This window comes from Candidatus Zixiibacteriota bacterium, assembly GCA_020853795.1.
GTDB lineage: Bacteria > Zixibacteria > MSB-5A5 > CAIYYT01 > CAIYYT01 > JADJGC01.
The window spans coordinates 10,938-30,340 of sequence record JADYYF010000156.1; the positions used below are offsets into that span (position 1 = coordinate 10,938).

The window sequence follows — 19,403 nt, forward strand, 5'->3', positions numbered from 1 at the left end:
TCATTAGCTGCGAGATAAGGACACCATGGCGGATTTCCAGGTCGGCGGACAAGCCGTGATCGAAGGCGTGATGATACGCTCCGAGTCGCGCATTGCCACCGCGGTGCGGCGGGCGGACAACACGATTGTCGTGAAATCATCCGACTACAAGCCGTTGGCGCGCCGCAACAAGATCATCGCCCTGCCGATCATTCGCGGCTTCATCGGCCTGTTCGAGATGCTCGTGATCGGCATCACCTCGCTGAATTTCTCCGCTGAGATCGCGGCGCAGGATATCGACAAAGCCGAGGGTCGCGCTGCCGCCGAAACCAAGAAATCGAGCGGACTGATGATCGCCCTCAGCATTATTTTCGCGCTCGGCATCGGCATCCTCGTTTTCTTCTTCCTGCCGCTGTGGGTGGCGTCGCTGTTGGGCTTCGGCAAGGACGCGCTGCTGTTCAATTTGATTGCCGGCGCGATCCGGATTACGCTCTTCCTGGGATATGTTACGGCCCTCAGCTACTTCAAAGATTTTCGGCGCATCTTCGAGTATCACGGCGCCGAGCACAAGTCAATCTGGGCGTACGAGAACCAGGATCCGCTGACGCCGGAGAATGCGCAGAAGTACACGACCCTGCATCCGCGCTGCGGCACCTCGTTCATTCTGATCGTCGCGCTCTTCGCCATCCTGATTTTCGCGATCGCCGACACGCTGTTCCAGATCCTCACGGGCCATCCGCCGCAAATTCTGGTGCGGTTTGCCATCCACTTTGCGCTGCTGCCGCTGGTTGCGGGCGGCTCGTATGAGATTCTCAAGGCGTCGGCCCGGAGCTGCAAGAACCCGCTCGTGCGCGCCCTGATCAAGCCCGGCCTGTGGTTGCAGCTGATCACCACCAAAGAACCTTCGCTCGACCAACTGGAGGTCGCGCTCGTCGCAGTCAAAGCGTCGCTGGGGCTGCCACAGGATATCGAAGTTCGCGAACTCGCCGATGCTTGATCTCGTCAAAGCCATTGAAGAGAAACTGGAGAAGCTCAACGAGCAGTTGACCGATCCCAAGGTCATCTCCGATAATCAGCGCTTCAAGACACTCTCCCGGGAACATAAGGATCTGACCGAAATCGTGACGGTCGGCCGGGAATATCGCAAGTTGCTGCAAACGATCGAGGACAGCGACAAGCTTCTGGCCAGCGAGTCCGACATCGAGATGCTGGAGCTGGCCACGCAGGAGAAGATCGAAGCGACCGGCAAGCTTGACGAGGTTGCGCGCCGGCTCAAACTGCTGCTGTCGCCGCGTGATCCCAACGACGCCAAGGACGTCATTTTGGAAATTCGTGCCGGCACCGGCGGCGAGGAAGCGGCGCTGTTTGCCTCGGACCTGTACCGGATGTACACACGTTATGCCGACAACAAGGGCTTCAAAGTTGAGGTGATGAGTTCGAATCCGACCGGCGTCGGCGGTTTCAAGGAAATCATCCTCTCGATTTCGGGGCAGGACGTGTATTCGCTGCTGAAATATGAGTCCGGTGTCCACCGCGTGCAGCGCGTGCCGGCGACCGAGGCTTCGGGACGGATTCACACCTCCGCCGCGTCAGTAGCGGTGCTGGCCGAGGCCGACGACGTGGACATCGAAATCAATCCCAACGAACTGCGGATCGACGTTTTCCGCTCTTCCGGGCCCGGCGGCCAGTCGGTCAACACGACCGATTCCGCCGTCCGCGTGACGCACCTGCCGACCGGGTTGGTGGTGTCGTGCCAGGATGAGAAATCGCAGATCAAGAACAAGGCCAAAGCGATCAAAGTGCTGCGCGCACGGCTGCTGGATCGCGCCATTGCCGAGCAGCAGGAGAAGATCGCCTCGACCCGCCGCTCGATGGTGGGCTCGGGGGACCGATCGGCCAAGATCCGGACGTATAATTTCCCGCAGAGCCGCGTGACCGACCACCGCATCAATCTGACTTTGCATAAACTCAATGATATCCTCGCCGGAGACCTCGATGATCTGATTTTGCCGCTCCAACAGCAGGAGCAGGAAGAGCGGCTGAAGAAAGCAGGCGAGCTGGCGGGGGTGAGTTGAGCAGTGTTCGACTCTTCCTTGCGTTCATCCTGACGCTGCTGCTGTTTGCCGCTGCCCCGCGTTTTAGTACCAAGCTCGCTGAATCCCGTTACTACCAGGCTTCCGGTCACGGAATCATGATCGACCATACTTCGCCGGGGACGGTTGCCGTCGATCCGCGCATCCGCGTCTGGGTGGCAGTGCCTTCCGATTCAATGCAATTTCAACTTTGGCTGCACTATCGCCGCAGCGGGCAGGACAATTTCGATTCGCTGATCCTGATGCGCAATCTCGAGACCCTCGACCAGTATGAGACATCGTTGCCGCGACTCGATCGCGGCGCGGTTTACAACTACTTCGTGGAACTGCGCGCGCAGCAAGACACGCTGACACTACGGTTGCCACAGAATCCGGCGCAAACCGTACGGGTGTTATTCGAGGGCCAGCCGTCGCTGCTGCTGTGGGCGATCCACGTCGCGTTGATGTTCGTGGCCGCGATGTTCGCCTTTTCGGCGCTGTTCAATGCCTTCGGGCTGCGTTCGTATGAGCGGAACCTGAAGCGCCTCTCGCGCAAGGTGCTGATCGCCGGCGCATTGATGCTGATCGGTACGGTTACAGTCGGCGCGCTGATCTCGCACGCCCGTTTCGGCTACTTCTGGGGCGGCTGGCCGTTTGGCGGCAATGCGTCCCAGACGCTGATGATGTTGCTGATTCTCTACTTCTTATTCCTGGCCGTCATCTTCCGCGGTACAATCTTCGGCTTCAATCCCGACAAGAACCTCGTCGGTGTTCCCGGCGCTGTTATCTTGACTCTCGTCGGCGTTTTATTTATGATCGGCGTATATCTCATCGGCGGACACTTTATAGGGATACCGTTGTGATCGAGTTGCTGGATCGGATTGACAGCGTCTTCCGGAAGTTCACCAAAGGCAAGTGCCAATATGCCGACCTGCGCCTGCAGCAAGTCGAAACCGAGCGGCTGGCGACCGCATCGCGCCAAGCCGAACCGATAGAGAAGTCGGTCTCGATGGGTTTCGCTGTGCGCGTGCTCAAAGACGGCGCCTGGGGATTTACCGCCTCGTCGCTGTTTGACGACAAAGAGTATGAGCGCGTCACCAAGCTGGCACTGGCGATTGCCGCGGCATCACACAAGGTGATGGGGCGCGAGGTGCAGATCGACCGTTGGCCGGCGCAGACCGGCAGCTACCGCACGCCGGTCCAGCAAGACCCTTTTGCCATCTCCCTGCCGGAGAAATTGGGGCTGTTGCAGCATTGGGAAGATCTCCTGCACGCCGATGCGGCGATCACAGCGACCTCGACGTTTCTTGATTTTCGCCGCGAAACCAAGTTCTTCCGCTCACTGGCCGGCGGTGACATCTCGCAGGTGCTCACGCACGTCGGCGCCGGCGTAACCGGCGGGATCGTTAAGAGCCGGCGCGAACGGTATGAGCGCTCCTTCCCGACCGCTTCGGGGCAATTCGTTTCGGGCGGATACGAGAAGATAACGATCTTCAAGATCGAAGAGAATATCCCAAAAATCATCGAGCAGGTCGTGACGATGCAGACGGCCGCCGATTGTCCGGCGAAGACCTGCGACATAATCCTGTCACCCGATTTAGCTTCACTGCAGATCCACGAGTCGATCGGCCATCCGCTCGAACTCGACCGCGTCTTCGGCTCGGAGCGCAACTTCTCCGGCACCAGTTTCGCTACCGTCGATCAACTGAACAAGCTCAAGTATGCTTCCGACGTCGTGTCGGTCTTCAGCGATCCGACGGTGGCCGGCGGATTGGCGACTTATCAGTTCGATGACGAAGGCGTCCCGGCCAAGCGCATGCCGTTGATCGAGAAGGGTGTTCTCGTCGGCTATCTCAGTTCGCTCGAGACCGCAGCGCGGATTATGTTGCCCTCCAGCGCGGCCGCCCGCTCTGACGGCTGGGGCAATATCCCGCTGGTGCGCATGACCAACCTGGTGTTGGAACCGGGCAACAAGAAGTTCGCGGACATGATTGCCGAGATTGAGGACGGCATGTATATCGAAGGCGTCGAGTCATGGTCGATTGACGACAACCGCGACAACTTCACTTTGGGCGGCGAGATCGGTTGGGAGATCAAGAACGGCCAACTCGGCGGTATGATCAAGTCACCGACCTATAGCGGAAACACCGTGCAATTCTGGAATAGTTGCGACGCCACCGGCCACCCCGACGAGTGGACGCTGTGGGGTACACCCAATTGCGGCAAGGGCGAACCGGGGCAGAACGCCCGCACGGCGCAAGGCGCGGCCTATGTGCGCTTCCGCCAGATCAAGGTGGGAGCATGATCGACAAGGCGCGCGCGCTGCAAATTCTGGAGACGGGACTGGCAACCTCCGCCGCCGATCAGACCGAGTTGGTGCTGATGGGCGAGGACTTCAGTCTCACCCGTTTTGCCGAATCGACGATTCATCAGAATATGTATCGCTCCGACTCAACGCTGTTTGTGCGGGCGGTCAGGGGCAAGAAGATCGGCGTGTCTTCCACCGGCGATCTCAGCCCGGACGCGGTCAGGCAGGCAGTTGCCGCTGCCGGCGCGATTGCCGACCTGATGCCGGAAGATCCCGATTTCGAGTCGCTGCCGCAGCCGATAAGCTCCGAGACGCCGAGTGACGCCGTCTGTTTTGTTCCGGCGACGGCGGCGAGTTTGCCGGAGCAGCGCGCCGAGGCGGTCAAGTTGATTGTCGGAATTTGTGCGAAGCAGAAATTGCAGACGGCCGGAGCGTTTCGTGTCACAACGGAGACCGTGGCCGTGCTCAACTCGCTGGGTGTCCGGCAGTACAATGCATCGACCAAGGCCGAATTGTCGTTGACGGCGGTCGGCGAGCAGCAGAACTCCGGCTGGGCAATCGGTTATAGCCGTGATATCAGCAAAATCGATGCGGCCGGCTTGGCCGAGACGGCCGCCGACAAGGCTATTCGATCGCGCGATCCGATCGCGCTGGAATCGGGCGCGTATACCGTGATTCTCGAACCCGCGGCAGTTGGCCAGCTCTTGCTCTTCCTCGCGTTCATGGGTTTTGGCGGCAAGACACTGCAGCAGCAGCGCTCGTTCATGGCAGGCAAGATCGGCGAGAAGATTACCGGCGACAACATTGCGATCATCGAGGATCCGTTCGATCCGCAGTTGGCCGGTGTGCCGTTCGATTATGAAGGGGTGCCGCGGCGCAAGGTGGTGCTGATCGAAAGCGGCATTGCGCGCGGCGTCGTGACCAACTCGTACTATGCGCGCCTGCTCGACTCTGAATCCACCGGGCACGCGTTGCCGCCAAACAATACATACGGTCCCTACCCCAAGCACATGGCCATCGCGCCGGGTGATAAGACGCTGGAGGAGATGATCGCCTCGACCGCGCGCGGCGTGTACATCACACATTTCTGGTATGTGAACTTCCTGAATCCAATGAAGACTCAGGTCACCGGCACGACGCGCGACGGCACATTTCTGATCGAGAACGGCAAGGTGACCCGCGCTGTGAGGAACATGCGCCTAAACCAGTCGATCCTGGATGCCTTTGCGAACGCCGAAATGATTTCCGCGAGGCGTGAGCTGTATCCGCAATACTCAGTGGTGATGCTGGTGCCGGCGATGAAAATCAACAACTTCACCCTTGAGTCGACGGAGGGTTGAGCGATGCAACGCAGAGAGTTTATCAAGCATTCCGGCCTGCTGCTCGCGGTCGCCGTCATCGGCCTACCGAGTTTTGACTTCACACCGGAGGCCGAGGCCGTGACTACCGCTTCCCACTCGTCGGAGTTTCGGCTTTACGGCCACAAGCGCGACGGCTGTGCCCACGATCCGACCAACATGGATATTCGCCGTATCTCCGACGCCCTGTATTAACCGCCCGCAATGACCAAGACCGTCCGGGAACTGCTCGATTGGGGGCGGGAAGAATTGCGCACCGCCGGAATCGAGAACCCGCGCTTCGCCGCGGAAGTCATGCTGCGGGCACTGCTGAATCTCCGCCGGATCGACCTCTTTCTTGACATCAACCGCACCATCGATGGCGATTTGGCGGCGAAGTTCCGCGATATGATCGGACGCAAGACTTACCATGAGCCGCTGCAGTATATCGTCGGCTCGACCGAGTGGTATGGCCTGACGATCAAGTGCGACCGCCGCGCCCTGGTGCCACGACCCGAAACCGAGATTGTCGTCGAGAAGGCGCTGGCGATCGTCAAAGACTGCCAGGCACCGCGGATCGCTGATATCGGCACCGGCACCGGCTGCATCGCCCTCGCGATTGCGGCAACTCGTGAGGATGCCACAGTCATCGCCACCGACCTATCGCCGACGGCACTGCAATTGGCGCAGGAGAACGTAATTGCACATCAGTTCGGTCATCGCATCTTGTTGCGTCCGGGCGAACTGCTGGAACCGCTCGGCAAAGAGGAATTCGACTTGATCATTTCCAATCCGCCTTATGTCCGTGAAAGCGAGTATCCCGGGTTAATGCCGGAGGTCCGTGATTTCGAGCCGCGCGGCGCCCTGGTTGGCGGAGCGGACGGTCTCGAAGCGGTGCGGCCGCTGATCGAATTGGCACCGAAGAATCTTAAGGCGGGAAGTGCGCTCGTGCTGGAGTTCGGTATCGACCATGCCGCAGCCGTGACGGAGATCGCGCGGAAGAGCGGCGCCTACGGCGCGCCGGAGATCATTATCGATTACAACCGTCGCCCGCGCGGGGTAATTCTCACGAAGCCCTGAGTTAGTTGCCTGGAGGTGTACTCGTGCTGTCGCCGGTTGAATCCGCCGGTGCGGTCAGCGGCCGGCCATAAGGATATTTCTGAACTTCCTGCGGCGCATCCTTTCGCACTCCGACGCCATAGCGGTACACCAGTTCGCCCCCTTCATGCGCAGCAATGACGGTAAAGACCAGTCCCAACAATCCCGCGCCGACCGTCGCGGTGACGAATCTCTCGCTCGGACGCCAATGCCCATAGAACTTCAGGCCGGTAAACACCAGAGCGGTCGCCAGTACCAGATAGCCCATGGTCTCGTGCGATTCCAGGACGAATACGGCCGGTCCAGCGGTGACGAGCGGTTTGGCCATCAGCCCGGTGACGACCGCTGCAAATGCCGCGGCCGCGGCGATACCGCCGTTGACCAGCGCGACGAGGTTCCAGAGTTTCGACTTCAGGAAATAGGCCAGGATTTCGGCAACGATCGCCGTGACAAAGAGCCCGATGGCGAAGTGGACGATGATCGGATGCGGATTCGGCAAGTTTACTTCCTCAACTGAATCGACGCAGCCGCAGCGCGTTGGTGACGACAAAGACGGACGAAATGGCCATCGCCGCCGCCGCGATCATCGGCGACAACTGCCAGCCAAACGCTGGATACAACACACCGGCGGCGATCGGGATTGCGGCCACGTTGTAAAAGAATGCCCAGAAGAGATTTTGCTGGATGTTGCGGCGTGTTGCCCGCGCCAGGCGAATGACCTGCGGCACCTTGGTCAGGTCGTTGTTGCTCAAGGTGACCGCCGCCGTTTCGATGGCGATATCGCTGCCGGACGAGAGCGCGATGCCGACATCGGCGATCGCCAGCGCCGGCGCGTCGTTGACGCCGTCGCCGACCATGCCCACCGGCATCCCTTCCGCCTTCGCCGCGGAAATCGTATTGAGTTTCTGCTGCGGCAGCAATTCTGCGTGGACTTCGCTCACGCCCAGCTCGCGCGCGACCAAGCCCGCTGCCGCCTGATTGTCGCCGGTCAGGATTGCCGGCGCGATTTGCAGCTCGCGCAAATCATCCAGCGCCGGCCGCGCCTGTGGTTTGACAACGTCCGCAAACGCAACCAGTGCCACCGCGCGCCCGTCGATAGCGGCCAGCATCACGCTGCGTCCGAGTGCAGTCTCCTGTTCGTAAGCGGGTGCCAATCCCGCGAGGTCGATTTTGCGATGGTCGAAGAGATTCTTGGTGCCCAGCAGCACCGGGTTGCCGTCGACAACTCCCGCCGCGCCGGCGCCGGCATAGGCGATGAAGTCCGCCACTTCCGGCGGAACGATGGATTTGCTGCCGCTGTACTCCATAAGAGCTTTGGCCAACGGATGCTCCGAGCGGTTTTCGACGGCCGCTATCGCCGTCAGGGCCTGCTGTTCGTCGATGCCGACTACGTGCACGGCGGCAACGCGAAACTTGCCTTCCGTTAGAGTGCCGGTCTTGTCGAAGAAGATCTTGGCAACCTTGCCGATTTGTTCGAGGGATTCGCCGCCTCGAAACAGCATGCCGAGTGTGGCGCCGCGACCAACCGCAACCATCAAGGCAACCGGGGTCGCCAAGCCCAGCGCGCACGGGCAGGCAATGATCAGGACGGCAATCAACGACTTAAGGGCAAAGGCGAACTCGGCTCCAGCCAGCAGCCAGACAACCAGGGTCACGATGGCGACGCCAATCACGATTGGCACAAACACGGCGGCGACTTTGTCGACCTGTCGCTGGATTGCCGGTTTGGTTGTCAGGGCCTGCTGAACCAGCGCCGCGATCCGCGCCAGACGCGAATCGCGCTGATAGGTTGTGACGCGGAAATCAAAACTGCCGCTACTGTTGATGGTACCGCCGGTGACGGGATCGCCGATCTGCTTTTCCACCGGCAAGGCCTCGCCGGTCAGCATCGACTCGTCAGCGGCACCGGTGCCGGCGATGATCACACCGTCCGCCGCGATTTTCTCCCCCGGTCGCACGCGCACGATATCGCCCGGCACCAGATCATCCGGCCGCACGGTCGTTTCCTTGCCGTCGCGCACGACTGCCGCCTGCTCCGGTCGGGCGTTCAAGAGCTTGCGAATGGCGCTGGAACTGCGCGCTTTCGCCTTTGCTTCCAGATAGCGGCCGAGGAGAATCAGCGCGATGATCATCACGGTGGAATCGAAGTACAGTTCCGGGTGATGTTGACCGGTGAAGAAGAGCTCGGGCTGCAGGAGCGCGGCGACACTGAACCAGTATGCCGCCGACGTTCCGAGCGAGATCAACGTGTTCATGTCCGCGGTTCGATGTTTCAGCGAACTCCAGAGCCCCTGGTGAAATCGGCGCCCGGCCCAGAAGTAGACCGCTGTTGCCAATGCCAACTGTACGTAGCCGGATGTCGCGCGACTGGCAGGCAGCCGCTCAAGATGCTCCAATAGCATCAGCAGCATCGTAATCGCCGCGGCGATCAAGCTGAAGATCAGTGGGGTTTTGAGTGATGCCAGTTCCGCGGCGGCCGGGTCTTGCAGCTCGTTGAGCGCGCCTGCTATTCGCGCCTGGTAGCCTGATCCCGCCAGCGCCGCGTCGAGTTGAGCCTGCAGGTCCGGGATCGCGGCGTGGCGAATACTCCCGGTCCCGGTCGCGTAATTGACCGAGGCGGCCACGACGCCGGGGATGCTCTTGATGAAGTCCTCGGTGCGCACAACGCACGAGGCGCAGTGCATTCCAGTGACTTCAATCTGTGTCTCCTCGAACGCGGCCGGATAGCCACCCGCTTCCAGAGCGGCTGCAAGTACTTCAAGACTCAGATGCCGGGGATCGTATTTGATGGCGGCCTGACTGGTGGCCAGATTGACAGCGACCTGATTGACGCCGCTCACACCCTTGATAATGCCCTCGACGCGAGCCACACAGCTGGCGCAGTGCATCCCCGTGACGGTCAGGTTGATGCTCGCCTGTCCCGCGGTCGCGGATGCAGTTGCAGTCGTCGAATGGGTCATCGATCCCTCCAGCTCCAAACTAACCTTAGCCGACCCATGTGGTCAACATCGAGATTAGCCCAATTGTTCCACGGAGGTTATGAGCCTCAGCGCAACGGGGCTGCATCCAGGTGGCACCGGGAAGCCGCCGCCTTGCGGGTCGGAAACGTTTATTCGTCCCAATCGACGTCAAGTTGTTTGCCGACATCCTCAAAGATCGACGTGATTTTCCGCTCCATGGCGATCCGCTTCTTTAGCAGGTCGCCCTTCGACACCTTCTTTTCGCGCAACTGAATGTGGAAGCGCAGGCTCTGGGATGTGCCCGAGGGGCGGATCGTCAGATGACTGTAATAGTCGCCGAAGAAGAAGCGAATGCCCTCGTCCGGGAAGCCGAAGGTCGACGGGTCGTCCGGGTTGTAGCCCTTGGTGTAGCCGTGCTGGATGTCGTATTTGCCGGTCTTGTAGACTTCAAAGTGCGTGGCCTTCAGACCGCCGAATTTCACTGCGCCGCCGCCGGCGAGCCGCTCCATCAGGCCTTCCGCCTTGTGAATCACCTTCATCTTGGTGGAACGGCCCTCGATGCCTTCATATTGTCCGTAGACCGGCGCCGGGCGATAGCCGGTGCGAATCAGGCCGATGGCCGGGTCGAGGTACAACTTCTCGTTGACCAGATCCAGCACCGACTTCTTTTGGGCCTTGGCGTAGGCGAGCACCTCGAGGAACAGCATCGCGGCAAAGATTCCGTCCTTGTCGCGCACGTGGCCGTCGGTGCCCATCGACATCTCATCTCTCGGCTTCGCGCCGAGGATGGAGAAGCCGTTCGACTGTTCGAGCGCCGCCAAATTGACCGTTGCCTGCGGCGTCAAACCCTTGAAGTCGTACAACGTCCAGTAGATCTTCTTGGAGATTTCGTCGTTTTTCCAAACGCGTTCGACCGCCGCTGACAGTTGCGCAAATCCCACCCAGGTCTTGATCCAGGCAATGCCATACTTCTCGCACAGCAACGTAATGACATCGGTGGTGGTGTGCGACTGCACGAGGAAATATCTGGAGAAGTCGCCTTTCGCCTGCTTCATCTTCTCCATCCGGTACCAGAGCAGGATCGCCCAGGCGGTATCGGCATCGAGCAGGGTCGAGTCGGAGCCGTAGATCGCCCGCTGCGATTTCGGCACCGGCACGACGACGCCGACGCGATCGGCATCGGGATCAGTGCCGATCAGCGCGTCGAGCTTGGCGAATTTCTCCGCACCGAACTCCTTGATGTATTCGGTCACGGCCTTCATGGCGGCGAACTTATCGCCAGGATCGGGTTGCTGATAGACTTTCTTCCCCTTTGGGCTCTTGAGGTCGTCAAAGGCCGGGAACATGCCGTCGACCGGCTGCATTACCGAGATCAGATCCAGCTTATCGATCTTGAGCGAGTGGATCAGGCGCGGCACGGCATCCCGTCCGGCGCCGTTATAGGCGCAGAAGCCGAGATTGAGTTTCTTGGCTTGCGCCGCCAGCAGCTTCTTGTCGAGCAGGAACGACATGATTTGTTTTTCATGCTGCTTGTGCACGTTCACCGGCTCACCCTGATAGTTGTAGTAGTTGATCCCCTTGACGCGCTTGGCGCCGCCGAGGAAGGTCAACTGCTCATTCGTGGCTCGGGCCAGATCAGCGCGGCGGATCTCGTCGAAGCCGGTCTTGCCGATATACTCGCTCAGGATCATTCTCCGCTCCGCCACCGAGAACTGCGAACCGTTGCCGCACGACAGCTTATAGCCGTTATAGCGGCGGTCATTGTGCGAAGCCGAAAGCAAAATGCCCATGTCGGCGTGCATTGTCGGAATCGCAAAGGTTACTTCGGGATACGGCACGACGTCGTCAAACAAATAGACCTTCAGACCGAAGTCGATGAACAGCTCGGCGATGATCTTGGCGAAGTCGCGGCCGCGGATACGGCTGTCGAAACCGATCACCAGCGACTTGAAGCCGCGCATATTCGCGAATTTGGCGATCGCCGCCGACTTTTGCAGCAGCACCACGTCATTGATCGTGTTGGGCCCGCGCAGGAAGGGCGCGTCAATTCCGACGTCACGCAGCATCTCCAGCTCCCAGTCCGAGATCACCGCGCGGCCGCGAATCCCGCCGGTGCCGAACTCGACGTCGGTGAAGAAGGCTTCGTTGACGTCCGGCCAGCGTTGGGCGAAGATCGCCGCCAGAATTCCCGGCTTGGTGTTGGGAGAAATCCGATCGATGGCGGGCGACTCCATCCATTTGCACAGGTTTGCGAATACGCCGACGTCCGAAACCGCTTTCTCGTAGATTAGCTGATCGACCGAACCGGAATCAAATTGGTGCTTGAGAAATGCGCCGATTTCGCGCGACACGTCGTCCTTAATTGTCTGCCACACTTGAACGCTGTTCATGATCCTCTATCCTTAGGGTTGGGAAATTCTCGACGTTCTGACCGGACTCAACCTCGCTCCGGCACCGGCTTCGATTGTAAAAGAATTTGCATCAGGTTGCCAGAGGAAATTGCGGCGCAACTTGAGCGCAGATTTCTCGTAAAATTCTTGACTTTGGGGGATCGATTTCGGAAGTTTCGATCCTTAATCATTCAATCTGGAGGATGTCTTTATGTCGCAAACGCTCATGCGCGTTCGCTCGCTTGTTCCTGTGACTGCTCTGCTTCTGCTCCTCACCGCCACGGCTTCGGGGGCAGTAAAGCCGGGGAACTTGCTGCGTAACGCCTGCCAACTGCAGGAGGCGATGCCGCTTCCGGTCGAGATTTCTCCCGCTCAGAGGGTAGTTGTGGCCGCGCACATGGTGTCCGGTCTGGTTTCCGAGGAAGCGCTGCAGACGGAGGTGCAGACGTTGCTGCGCAACCTGCGACCGAACGCCTGGATGCCAACTTCGGACACGGCCTATCTGTGGAACGTCGATACCTGGGATCCGGATGCCCGCAACACCTACACGTACGGCAACGGCAAGCAGACGCTCTGGCTGACCGAAGAATGGGACGTTGACTCGGTCAAGTGGCTTAATGTCTTCCAGGTGATCTCGACCTACGACGGCTCGCACCGCCTCCAGACTGTCACCTATCAAATGTGGAATGAGGGCGATTGGGCAAACTTCGGGCGAAGCATTTATACTTACGACGGTTCAAACCGGGTTGCCACGATTACCGGCCAGAACTGGAACGGTGTGACATTTGCCGACAATCAGCGCTCGACGATGACCTATGGCGCCGGCGATCGCCTTGCCACCATCTTGACCGAGCAGTATGCCGGCACCTGGATGAACTTTCACCTGGAGACTTTCTCGTACGACGGCAACAGTAACCAGACCGAGTTACTGACTCAGAACTGGGCCGGGTCCTGGGTCAATCTGAACCGGACGACAAGCACCTACAGCGGCAATCTGGAGACCGAAAGCGTCTATCAGACTTGGGGCGGCAGCACCTGGACGAATGTCTACAGAAACGAGTACGAGTACAGCGGTGAGCTGCAAACGCTGGATCGTAGTTCAAGCTGGGTTGGCAGCGCCTGGTCGCCGACCGACGTCGATACGCTTAAGTATACCGGCAATCTGAATACCGAAACTGTTACCTACCATATTGCCAGCGGCATTCTCGACAAATCCAATATGACTTATGATGGCAACGACAACCTGATTCTCGAAATCGGCCAGGTCAAAGCTCCGGCCGAGGACTGGGTCAACGACTCGCGCACCGTTTTCGTGTACGAAAACATTCTGGCCGTCAAGGTGGATACCGACGAACTTCCGCGCGATTTCCAGTTATTGCAGAATTATCCCAACCCCTTCAATCCATCGACCGAGATTCGCTTTAGTTTGCCCAAACCGGCGCACGTCGAGTTGGTCGTCTTCAACCTGCTCGGCCAGCGCGTGCGGGTGCTCGAAGATGCGATGTTGGGGCCGGGGCTGTATGCGGCGACCTGGGACGGCACCGATCAACTTGGCCGTCCGGCTGCCAGCGGCATTTACTTCTATCAAATCCGTGTCGGTGATGTTGTCGAATCGCGGAAGATGGTGCTGGCGAAATAGCCGAATTCTGACTTGCTGATAAGATGAAAGGCGCAGGTTCCTGCGCCTTTCGCATTTGTAGGGTTGCTCTGCAGTGTGTCTATCGGGTGCTTAACTTGATCGCTACCGCGGCAACGAAGGCAATCATCATGATGATCACCGACGTTTGCCAGTGATAGTAGAGCACGCCTACATGCCCGGTCGCTTCCAGCGTCAGTTTCTTGTAGCGATTAACCCAGGCGATCAGCAACATGCGGATCAGAAGGAAATTCAGCTTCTCGCCGCGCCGCTGCAGGTCAACCACGATCAGTATGCTCGACACCACATACCAGACCATGGCGATCGCGCCGACCACCATCAGCGAAGTCACCAAAGACATATCGATCTCCCTCTCGATCGAATGCGCGCCCGATTAGCTATCAGACGCGCTCGACAATGAGCAAGAAATCCACCTTGGACGTCGCGCCCATGAATTGAAATGACGGACTGACGTAGGGAATCACGGCAATGATTTCCCCCCTCTGCCGGTTCAAGAACTCTTCCAGATTGGCCTGGGCGGTGTCTTTCTTGACCTCCAGGCGATGGACGCGATAACTCATGTACTCCCTCCCAAAATGATGCCTGACGGCAACATCCGAGAGGAATAACGAGTTCCTTGTCCCTATTGTTGCGGAAATCGGACGTGCCTGAATGGTCTGAGACTTTGACGACATAGACCGATCAGTCTTGTGTCTCTCAGCGTTCACCCCTTTAAGCAGACACCAATGGCAGGACACTAATCCTTCATCGAGTCCAGGAACTTCTTGTTCGACTTGGTCTTGCGCAGGCGGTCGAGCAGGAATTCCATCGCTTCGATGGCATTCATATCGGCCAGGAACTTGCGCAGAATCCACATTCGCGCCAGCGTCGCTTCGTCGAGCAGTAGCTCTTCCTTGCGCGTCGAGGAGCGGTTGATGTCCATCGCCGGAAAGATGCGGCGATCGGCGAGACGGCGGTCGAGCACGATTTCCGAGTTACCGGTGCCCTTGAATTCTTCGAAAATGACTTCGTCCATGCGCGAACCGGTTTCGATCAGCGCGGTGCCGATGATCGTCAGCGAGCCGCCTTCCTCAATATTGCGCGCGGCACCGAAGAAGCGCTTCGGTTTCTGCAGCGCGTTGGAGTCGACACCGCCGGAGAGGATTTTACCGGAGTGCGGCACCACGGCGTTATGGGCGCGGGCCAGACGGGTGATCGAGTCAAGCAAGATCACGACATCGTGCTGGTGCTCGGTCAGGCGCTTGGCTTTCTGCAGCACCATTTCCGCCACCTGCACGTGGCGTTCCGCCGGCTCGTCGAAGGTCGAGGAAATCACTTCGCCCTTGACCGAGCGTTTCATATCGGTGACTTCTTCCGGCCGCTCGTCGATCAGCAGGACGATCAGCTTGCATTCGGGGTGATTGGTCGTGATCGCGTTGGCGATTTTCTGGAGGATAATCGTCTTGCCGGCTTTCGGCGGCGAGACGATCAGGGCGCGCTGCCCCTTGCCGAGCGGGCACATCAGATCCATGACGCGCGTCGTCTGCTCTTCGGCCGATGTCTCCAGCGTGAATTTTTGGTTCGGATAGAGCGGTGTCAGGTTATCGAAGAGAATCTTGTGCTTGGCGACGTCCGGGTTCTCGAAATTGACCGCCTCGATCTTGAGCAGAGCGAAATACCGCTCCGATTCCTTGGGCGGGCGCACCTGGCCGGAGATGATGTCGCCGGTGCGCAGGTCGAAGCGCTTAATCTGCGACGGCGAGACGTAGATGTCGTCGGGGCCGGGCAGGTAGTTGTAGTCGGCCGAACGGAGGAAGCCGTAACCCTCTTCGAGGATTTCCAGTACGCCCTCGGCGAAGATCAGCCCGTCCTTCTCGGTCTTGGCTTCAAGAATCTTGAAGATCAGTTCCGACTTACGCAGCCCCGAGACGCCGGGAATCTCCAATTCTTCCGCGGTTTTGAGCAAATCCGCGATGCTCTTGCTTTTCAGTTCAACAATGTCCATGTTGAGTCATCCTTTCAAATATTCTCATAGATCATCAATTTCGTTGTTATGGTGCCGGCTGGGGTCAGGGCGACTTGTGCAACTGACGGCGATAAAAACGGCGGCCGGGTCATTCCGGCTCAGGCGGCGGCGATCTCTTCGGTCGGGGCGTCGCCCCAGAGCTCTTCGAGGCCGTAGAACTCGCGGATATCGCGGTGGAAGATATGCACCACGACGTCGACGTAGTCCAACAGCACCCAGCGCAGGCTGGTGTAGCCTTCCTTGTGCCAGACGCGGACATCGGTCTTCTTCAATTCATCCATGATATGATCCGCGATGGCCTTGACCTGAACGTCGGCATCCGCGGAGCAGATCACGAAGTAGTCGCAAATGGTTGAGAGTTCCCGCAGATCCAGGATCTTGATGTCGTACGCTTTCTTGTCTAATGCCAAATCCGCGATTCTGTGCGCAAGTTCACTTGGGGTCATTAACGAGAGTTTTCGAAACCTCCTCCAGAACGGTCTCAGGTCTTACGGTTGTTTATTTCCGGCCATGATGGCCTCAAAGTCAGTTCCCACGACAATCGAATAGTCCAGATCGAAGAAATCGTTTTCCAGTTGCTTGAAGCTGACGCGATCGGCCGCCAGCCCCAGTTTGGCCGCAAAGCGATTGGCCTCCGTCGGCGGTTGCTGCTTGCGCGCGATCACCAAGGTTTTCGCCTGCGTATAGGAGTCGAAATTGCGTTCGTCAATGACGTCGATCACAAACTCCGGCCGCGCCGTCTTCTTAAGGAATTGCGCAAACCGGGAAGCGGCTCCGGAGATGCCGCAGCCGTTCAGCACCTGCACCCGCGCTGCCACCGGCGCGATCGCCTGGGGCGTCTGGTCGGCCGGCGCCGATTCGCCCTGCGTGATCCGCACCACGAATGAGCCGACGAAGACGAGTACCGCCAGGGCAACGACAATCAGGAGAATGTCGATGATTCGGCTGCCCGCACGCGGTTTGGCCGACTTAGATTTCTTGCGATCCTTGCTCAGAACTTACTTTATCGTGATTGAAAGTTTGGAACATCTGGTGAATTGGGGGGCGCAATGAATCACTGAACTCAGTCGAAAAACGATCCATACCTCCCGTACGGCGAATAATATCCGTTATAGTTGTACAGCCCCGGCACATAAGACTCATAGTTGATGCTCATGTGGAAGTTCTTCGAAGGCTCCCACAGCAAGCGAAAACTCGGCAGGATCCGGTTGTTGAGCGAACTGCTGGCCGACGACCCGAACCAGGATTGCGGCTGATGCACGAAAGCCAGCCCCACTGACAAACGCAACGGCTTGGCAAACTGGTAGTCAATCTGATTCAGGTAGGCCGCAATCGTCTGGCTCCGACCGCCGCCGGAAAATACGCTCACCGTGTAGGCATGCTGCATATGAAGACGCGACGGATCGAACAGCGAAAATCCGGAAGCTCCGGCACCGCTCGTGACATTGCTGCGATTGGCCGGGCTATTCTCTTTGGTGATAAGCGTTTCCGCGGCCAGAACGGACGCCAACGTCAACCAAAGCACAAGCACCGATAATGATAACTTTCGCAATGCCATGTTGATAAGATCTCCTGCCAGTGTCTACTGGTAATACGCCCAGAATCTACTTTTTGCCCAAAAAATTGTCAACGATTTAATTCCGTGAAGATCGACTCCAGTTCCTGTAACTCCTTGACCGAGTTGACTCCCAGCGCCTCGCGGTAGTCGGCCAGTTTCAGAGCCGATGTCTTCTTCCCCTCATCAATCATGATCTTCATAACGTCGGTCAGATAAAATTCGCCTTGCGCGTTCTTGTCGTCGACTTTGTGGAGAGCGGAACGCAGCGCGTCCGCGTCAAACATGAAGATTCCGGTATTGATTTCGCGCACGGCGCGCTCTTCATCACTACAATCGGCATGTTCGACAATTTTCTTCACCGAGTCGTCCGACCCGCGAATGATCCGGCCGTAGCCGGTGGCGTCCGGGGGCACCGAGGTCAGTACCGTCGCCGCTGCGCCGGCCCGGCGATGATGTTCGATCAACGCCGTCAGCGATTTTCGCGTCAACAACGGCACATCCCCCGCCAGCACCAGGATCCCGCCCTGGAAATCCTTGAAGTGCGTTTCGGCCGACATGACTGCGTGGGCCGTCCCGCGTTGTTCGTGCTGGATGGCAAATTCGATGCCGGGGTCGTGGTCGTAGAGCGCCATCACCTGCTCGCGGCCGTGACCGACAACCAGCACGATCTTTGTCAAACCGAGCTTCTTGAGTAATTCCGTCAGGCGCCAGACCATCGGCTTGCCGGCGATCGGGTGCAACACTTTCGGCAGGTCGGATTTCATCCGCTTGCCCTTGCCGGCGGCGAGTATGATGGCGAGCATGTCGGGGGACTTCTTCAAGGTTTGGGGCTACGATTTGATGATGCGGTTCTTCTTGTCGACTTTGACGATGGTGGGCTGGTGTTTGGCAGCCTCTCTTGGCGACAGCAGAATGTAGGTGATCACGATCACAACGTCGCCGACCTGCCCCAGTCGCGCCGCCGGGCCGTTGAGGCACACTGTGCCGGAACCCTTCTTGCCCGCGATCGTATAGGTTTCAAACCGTTCGCCATTGGCCACGTTGACCACCTGCACCTTCTCGCCTTCGATGATATTGGCCGCCTTCATCAAGATCGGATCCAGTTCGAGCGAGCCCTCGTAGGCGAGGTTGGCGTCGGTCACCGTGGCGCGGTGGATCTTCGATTTGAACATCGTCAGGTACATGCTACTTGACCTTCATTGTCACATTGTCAATCAGTCGGACGCCGTCGATACGGCACGCCAGGCTGATCGCGACATTTCCGGCGATCCGGTCCAACTCGATCAGCGACTTCTCATCCGCGACCGACACATAGTCGACCGTCGCCTCCCCGTCTTTAACAAGTCGGGCGGTGATATAGTTCCGGATCACCGCCGCCGAACGCTCGCCGCGCCGGATCAGTTCCTGCGCCGCAAACAGCGCTTCAGGGATCACGCGCGCGCGCCGGCGACCCAGTTCAGAAAGATACACGTTCCGCGACGACAAAGCAAGACGATCGCGATCGCGCACCGTGGGAACAATGACAATTTTAACCGGAATATTCAGATCGCGCACCATTTGTTTGATCACGATCGACTGCTGCAGGTCCTTCTTGCCGAAAACGGCAACGTCCGGCTGCACGACATTGAACAGCTTGAGAACAACCGTCGCGACACCGCGAAAATGTCCCGGCCGGAAGGCGCCCTCGAGCACCGTTGCGATCTTTTCCGGCACAACATAGGTATCGAAGTCTTGTGGATAGACGTCGTCAGCCGCCGGATTGAACACGAAGTCGACCCCCGCCTCGCGGCAGAGCCGGCAATCTTCATTCAGCGTGCGGGGATATTTGGTGAAATCTTCGCGGGGACCGAATTGCGTCGGATTGACGAAGATCGAGACGACAGTGACCTTTCCGAGTTTCTTCGCGCGCTTGATCAGTTCCATATGGCCGCGATGCAGCGCGCCCATCGTCGGTACCAGGGCGATGGTCTTGCCGTGACGCTTCAACTTCAGCGCCGCCGTTTGCATCTGACTGGAAGAACGGATGAGTTTCATGGCGG

20 protein-coding genes are annotated in these 19,403 nt (G+C 58.7%); 8 read left to right on the forward strand and 12 right to left on the reverse strand.

The annotated features are described in order from the left end of the window. Positions 1 to 25: 25 nt before the first annotated feature. Genes IT585_12175 through prmC form a run of 7 tightly spaced genes read left to right on the forward strand, consistent with a single transcriptional unit; the run spans position 26 to position 6,776 of the window. Positions 26 to 976, forward strand: a complete 951-nt coding sequence (locus tag IT585_12175; protein ID MCC6964002.1) for a DUF1385 domain-containing protein — start codon at positions 26 to 28, stop codon at positions 974 to 976. Beyond that, positions 969 to 2,054 carry a peptide chain release factor 1 gene (gene prfA / locus IT585_12180; protein MCC6964003.1) on the forward strand — a complete coding sequence of 362 codons (1,086 nt, stop codon included), beginning with the start codon at positions 969 to 971 and terminating at the stop codon, positions 2,052 to 2,054. Before IT585_12175 ends, prfA begins: the two co-directional genes overlap by 8 nt. Further along, positions 2,051 to 2,914, forward strand: a complete 864-nt coding sequence (locus IT585_12185; GenBank protein MCC6964004.1) for a hypothetical protein — start codon at positions 2,051 to 2,053, stop codon at positions 2,912 to 2,914. Before prfA ends, IT585_12185 begins: the two co-directional genes overlap by 4 nt. Next, positions 2,911 to 4,356 (forward strand): TldD/PmbA family protein, encoded by a 1,446-nt coding sequence (locus tag IT585_12190; protein ID MCC6964005.1) that lies wholly within the window; start codon positions 2,911 to 2,913, stop codon positions 4,354 to 4,356. The genes IT585_12185 and IT585_12190 overlap by 4 nt, the downstream gene beginning before the upstream one ends. After that, complete coding sequence (locus IT585_12195) at positions 4,353 to 5,699, forward strand: TldD/PmbA family protein (GenBank protein MCC6964006.1); 1,347 nt, start codon at positions 4,353 to 4,355, stop codon at positions 5,697 to 5,699. The genes IT585_12190 and IT585_12195 overlap by 4 nt, the downstream gene beginning before the upstream one ends. A gap of 3 nt (positions 5,700 to 5,702) precedes the next feature. Further along, positions 5,703 to 5,912: a hypothetical protein gene (locus IT585_12200; GenBank protein MCC6964007.1), complete on the forward strand. Its 210-nt coding sequence runs from the start codon at positions 5,703 to 5,705 to the stop codon at positions 5,910 to 5,912. 9 nt (positions 5,913 to 5,921) lie between these two features. Next, positions 5,922 to 6,776: a peptide chain release factor N(5)-glutamine methyltransferase gene (prmC, locus tag IT585_12205; protein ID MCC6964008.1), complete on the forward strand. Its 855-nt coding sequence runs from the start codon at positions 5,922 to 5,924 to the stop codon at positions 6,774 to 6,776. A 1-nt stretch (position 6,777) separates the two neighbouring features. Here the strand turns inward: prmC and IT585_12210 are convergent, their stop codons facing one another. The 3 genes from IT585_12210 to IT585_12220 form a co-directional block, all read right to left on the reverse strand. Then, a complete protein-coding gene (locus IT585_12210; GenBank protein ID MCC6964009.1) occupies positions 6,778 to 7,293 on the reverse strand; it encodes a DUF2231 domain-containing protein in 516 nt (171 codons plus the stop codon). A 10-nt stretch (positions 7,294 to 7,303) separates the two neighbouring features. Beyond that, entirely contained in the window at positions 7,304 to 9,754 is a 2,451-nt protein-coding gene (locus tag IT585_12215) for a copper-translocating P-type ATPase (GenBank protein ID MCC6964010.1), read from the reverse strand. 149 nt (positions 9,755 to 9,903) lie between these two features. After that, the gene (locus IT585_12220; protein MCC6964011.1) at positions 9,904 to 12,144 is read right to left on the reverse strand and encodes a hypothetical protein; all 2,241 of its coding nucleotides are present in this window, start codon (positions 12,142 to 12,144) and stop codon (positions 9,904 to 9,906) included. 211 nt (positions 12,145 to 12,355) lie between these two features. On the opposite strand from IT585_12220, the gene IT585_12225 reads away from it, so the two are divergent. Beyond that, a complete protein-coding gene (locus IT585_12225) occupies positions 12,356 to 13,783 on the forward strand; it encodes a T9SS type A sorting domain-containing protein (protein MCC6964012.1) in 1,428 nt (475 codons plus the stop codon). A gap of 79 nt (positions 13,784 to 13,862) precedes the next feature. Here IT585_12225 and IT585_12230 read toward each other — a convergent pair whose 3' ends face one another. The 9 genes from IT585_12230 to IT585_12270 form a co-directional block, all read right to left on the reverse strand. Further along, complete coding sequence (locus IT585_12230; protein ID MCC6964013.1) at positions 13,863 to 14,141, reverse strand: hypothetical protein; 279 nt, start codon at positions 14,139 to 14,141, stop codon at positions 13,863 to 13,865. Positions 14,142 to 14,181: 40 nt separating this feature from the next. Next, the gene (locus IT585_12235) at positions 14,182 to 14,361 is read right to left on the reverse strand and encodes a hypothetical protein (protein ID MCC6964014.1); all 180 of its coding nucleotides are present in this window, start codon (positions 14,359 to 14,361) and stop codon (positions 14,182 to 14,184) included. 176 nt (positions 14,362 to 14,537) lie between these two features. Next, positions 14,538 to 15,785: a transcription termination factor Rho gene (gene rho / locus IT585_12240; GenBank protein MCC6964015.1), complete on the reverse strand. Its 1,248-nt coding sequence runs from the start codon at positions 15,783 to 15,785 to the stop codon at positions 14,538 to 14,540. 119 nt (positions 15,786 to 15,904) lie between these two features. Continuing rightward, positions 15,905 to 16,252, reverse strand: coding sequence for a ribosome silencing factor (rsfS, locus tag IT585_12245; GenBank protein ID MCC6964016.1), 348 nt, complete (start codon positions 16,250 to 16,252; stop codon positions 15,905 to 15,907). Positions 16,253 to 16,294: 42 nt separating this feature from the next. Beyond that, on the reverse strand, positions 16,295 to 16,687 hold the full coding sequence (locus tag IT585_12250; GenBank protein MCC6964017.1) for a LytR C-terminal domain-containing protein: 393 nt from the start codon (positions 16,685 to 16,687) through the stop codon (positions 16,295 to 16,297). 182 nt (positions 16,688 to 16,869) lie between these two features. Beyond that, positions 16,870 to 17,364 carry a hypothetical protein gene (locus IT585_12255; protein MCC6964018.1) on the reverse strand — a complete coding sequence of 165 codons (495 nt, stop codon included), beginning with the start codon at positions 17,362 to 17,364 and terminating at the stop codon, positions 16,870 to 16,872. A 68-nt stretch (positions 17,365 to 17,432) separates the two neighbouring features. Further along, on the reverse strand, positions 17,433 to 18,167 hold the full coding sequence (locus IT585_12260; GenBank protein ID MCC6964019.1) for an NTP transferase domain-containing protein: 735 nt from the start codon (positions 18,165 to 18,167) through the stop codon (positions 17,433 to 17,435). A gap of 27 nt (positions 18,168 to 18,194) precedes the next feature. Further along, positions 18,195 to 18,548 carry an aspartate 1-decarboxylase gene (locus IT585_12265; protein MCC6964020.1) on the reverse strand — a complete coding sequence of 118 codons (354 nt, stop codon included), beginning with the start codon at positions 18,546 to 18,548 and terminating at the stop codon, positions 18,195 to 18,197. Position 18,549: 1 nt separating this feature from the next. Beyond that, positions 18,550 to 19,398: a pantoate--beta-alanine ligase gene (locus IT585_12270; protein MCC6964021.1), complete on the reverse strand. Its 849-nt coding sequence runs from the start codon at positions 19,396 to 19,398 to the stop codon at positions 18,550 to 18,552. Positions 19,399 to 19,403: the final 5 nt, after the last annotated feature.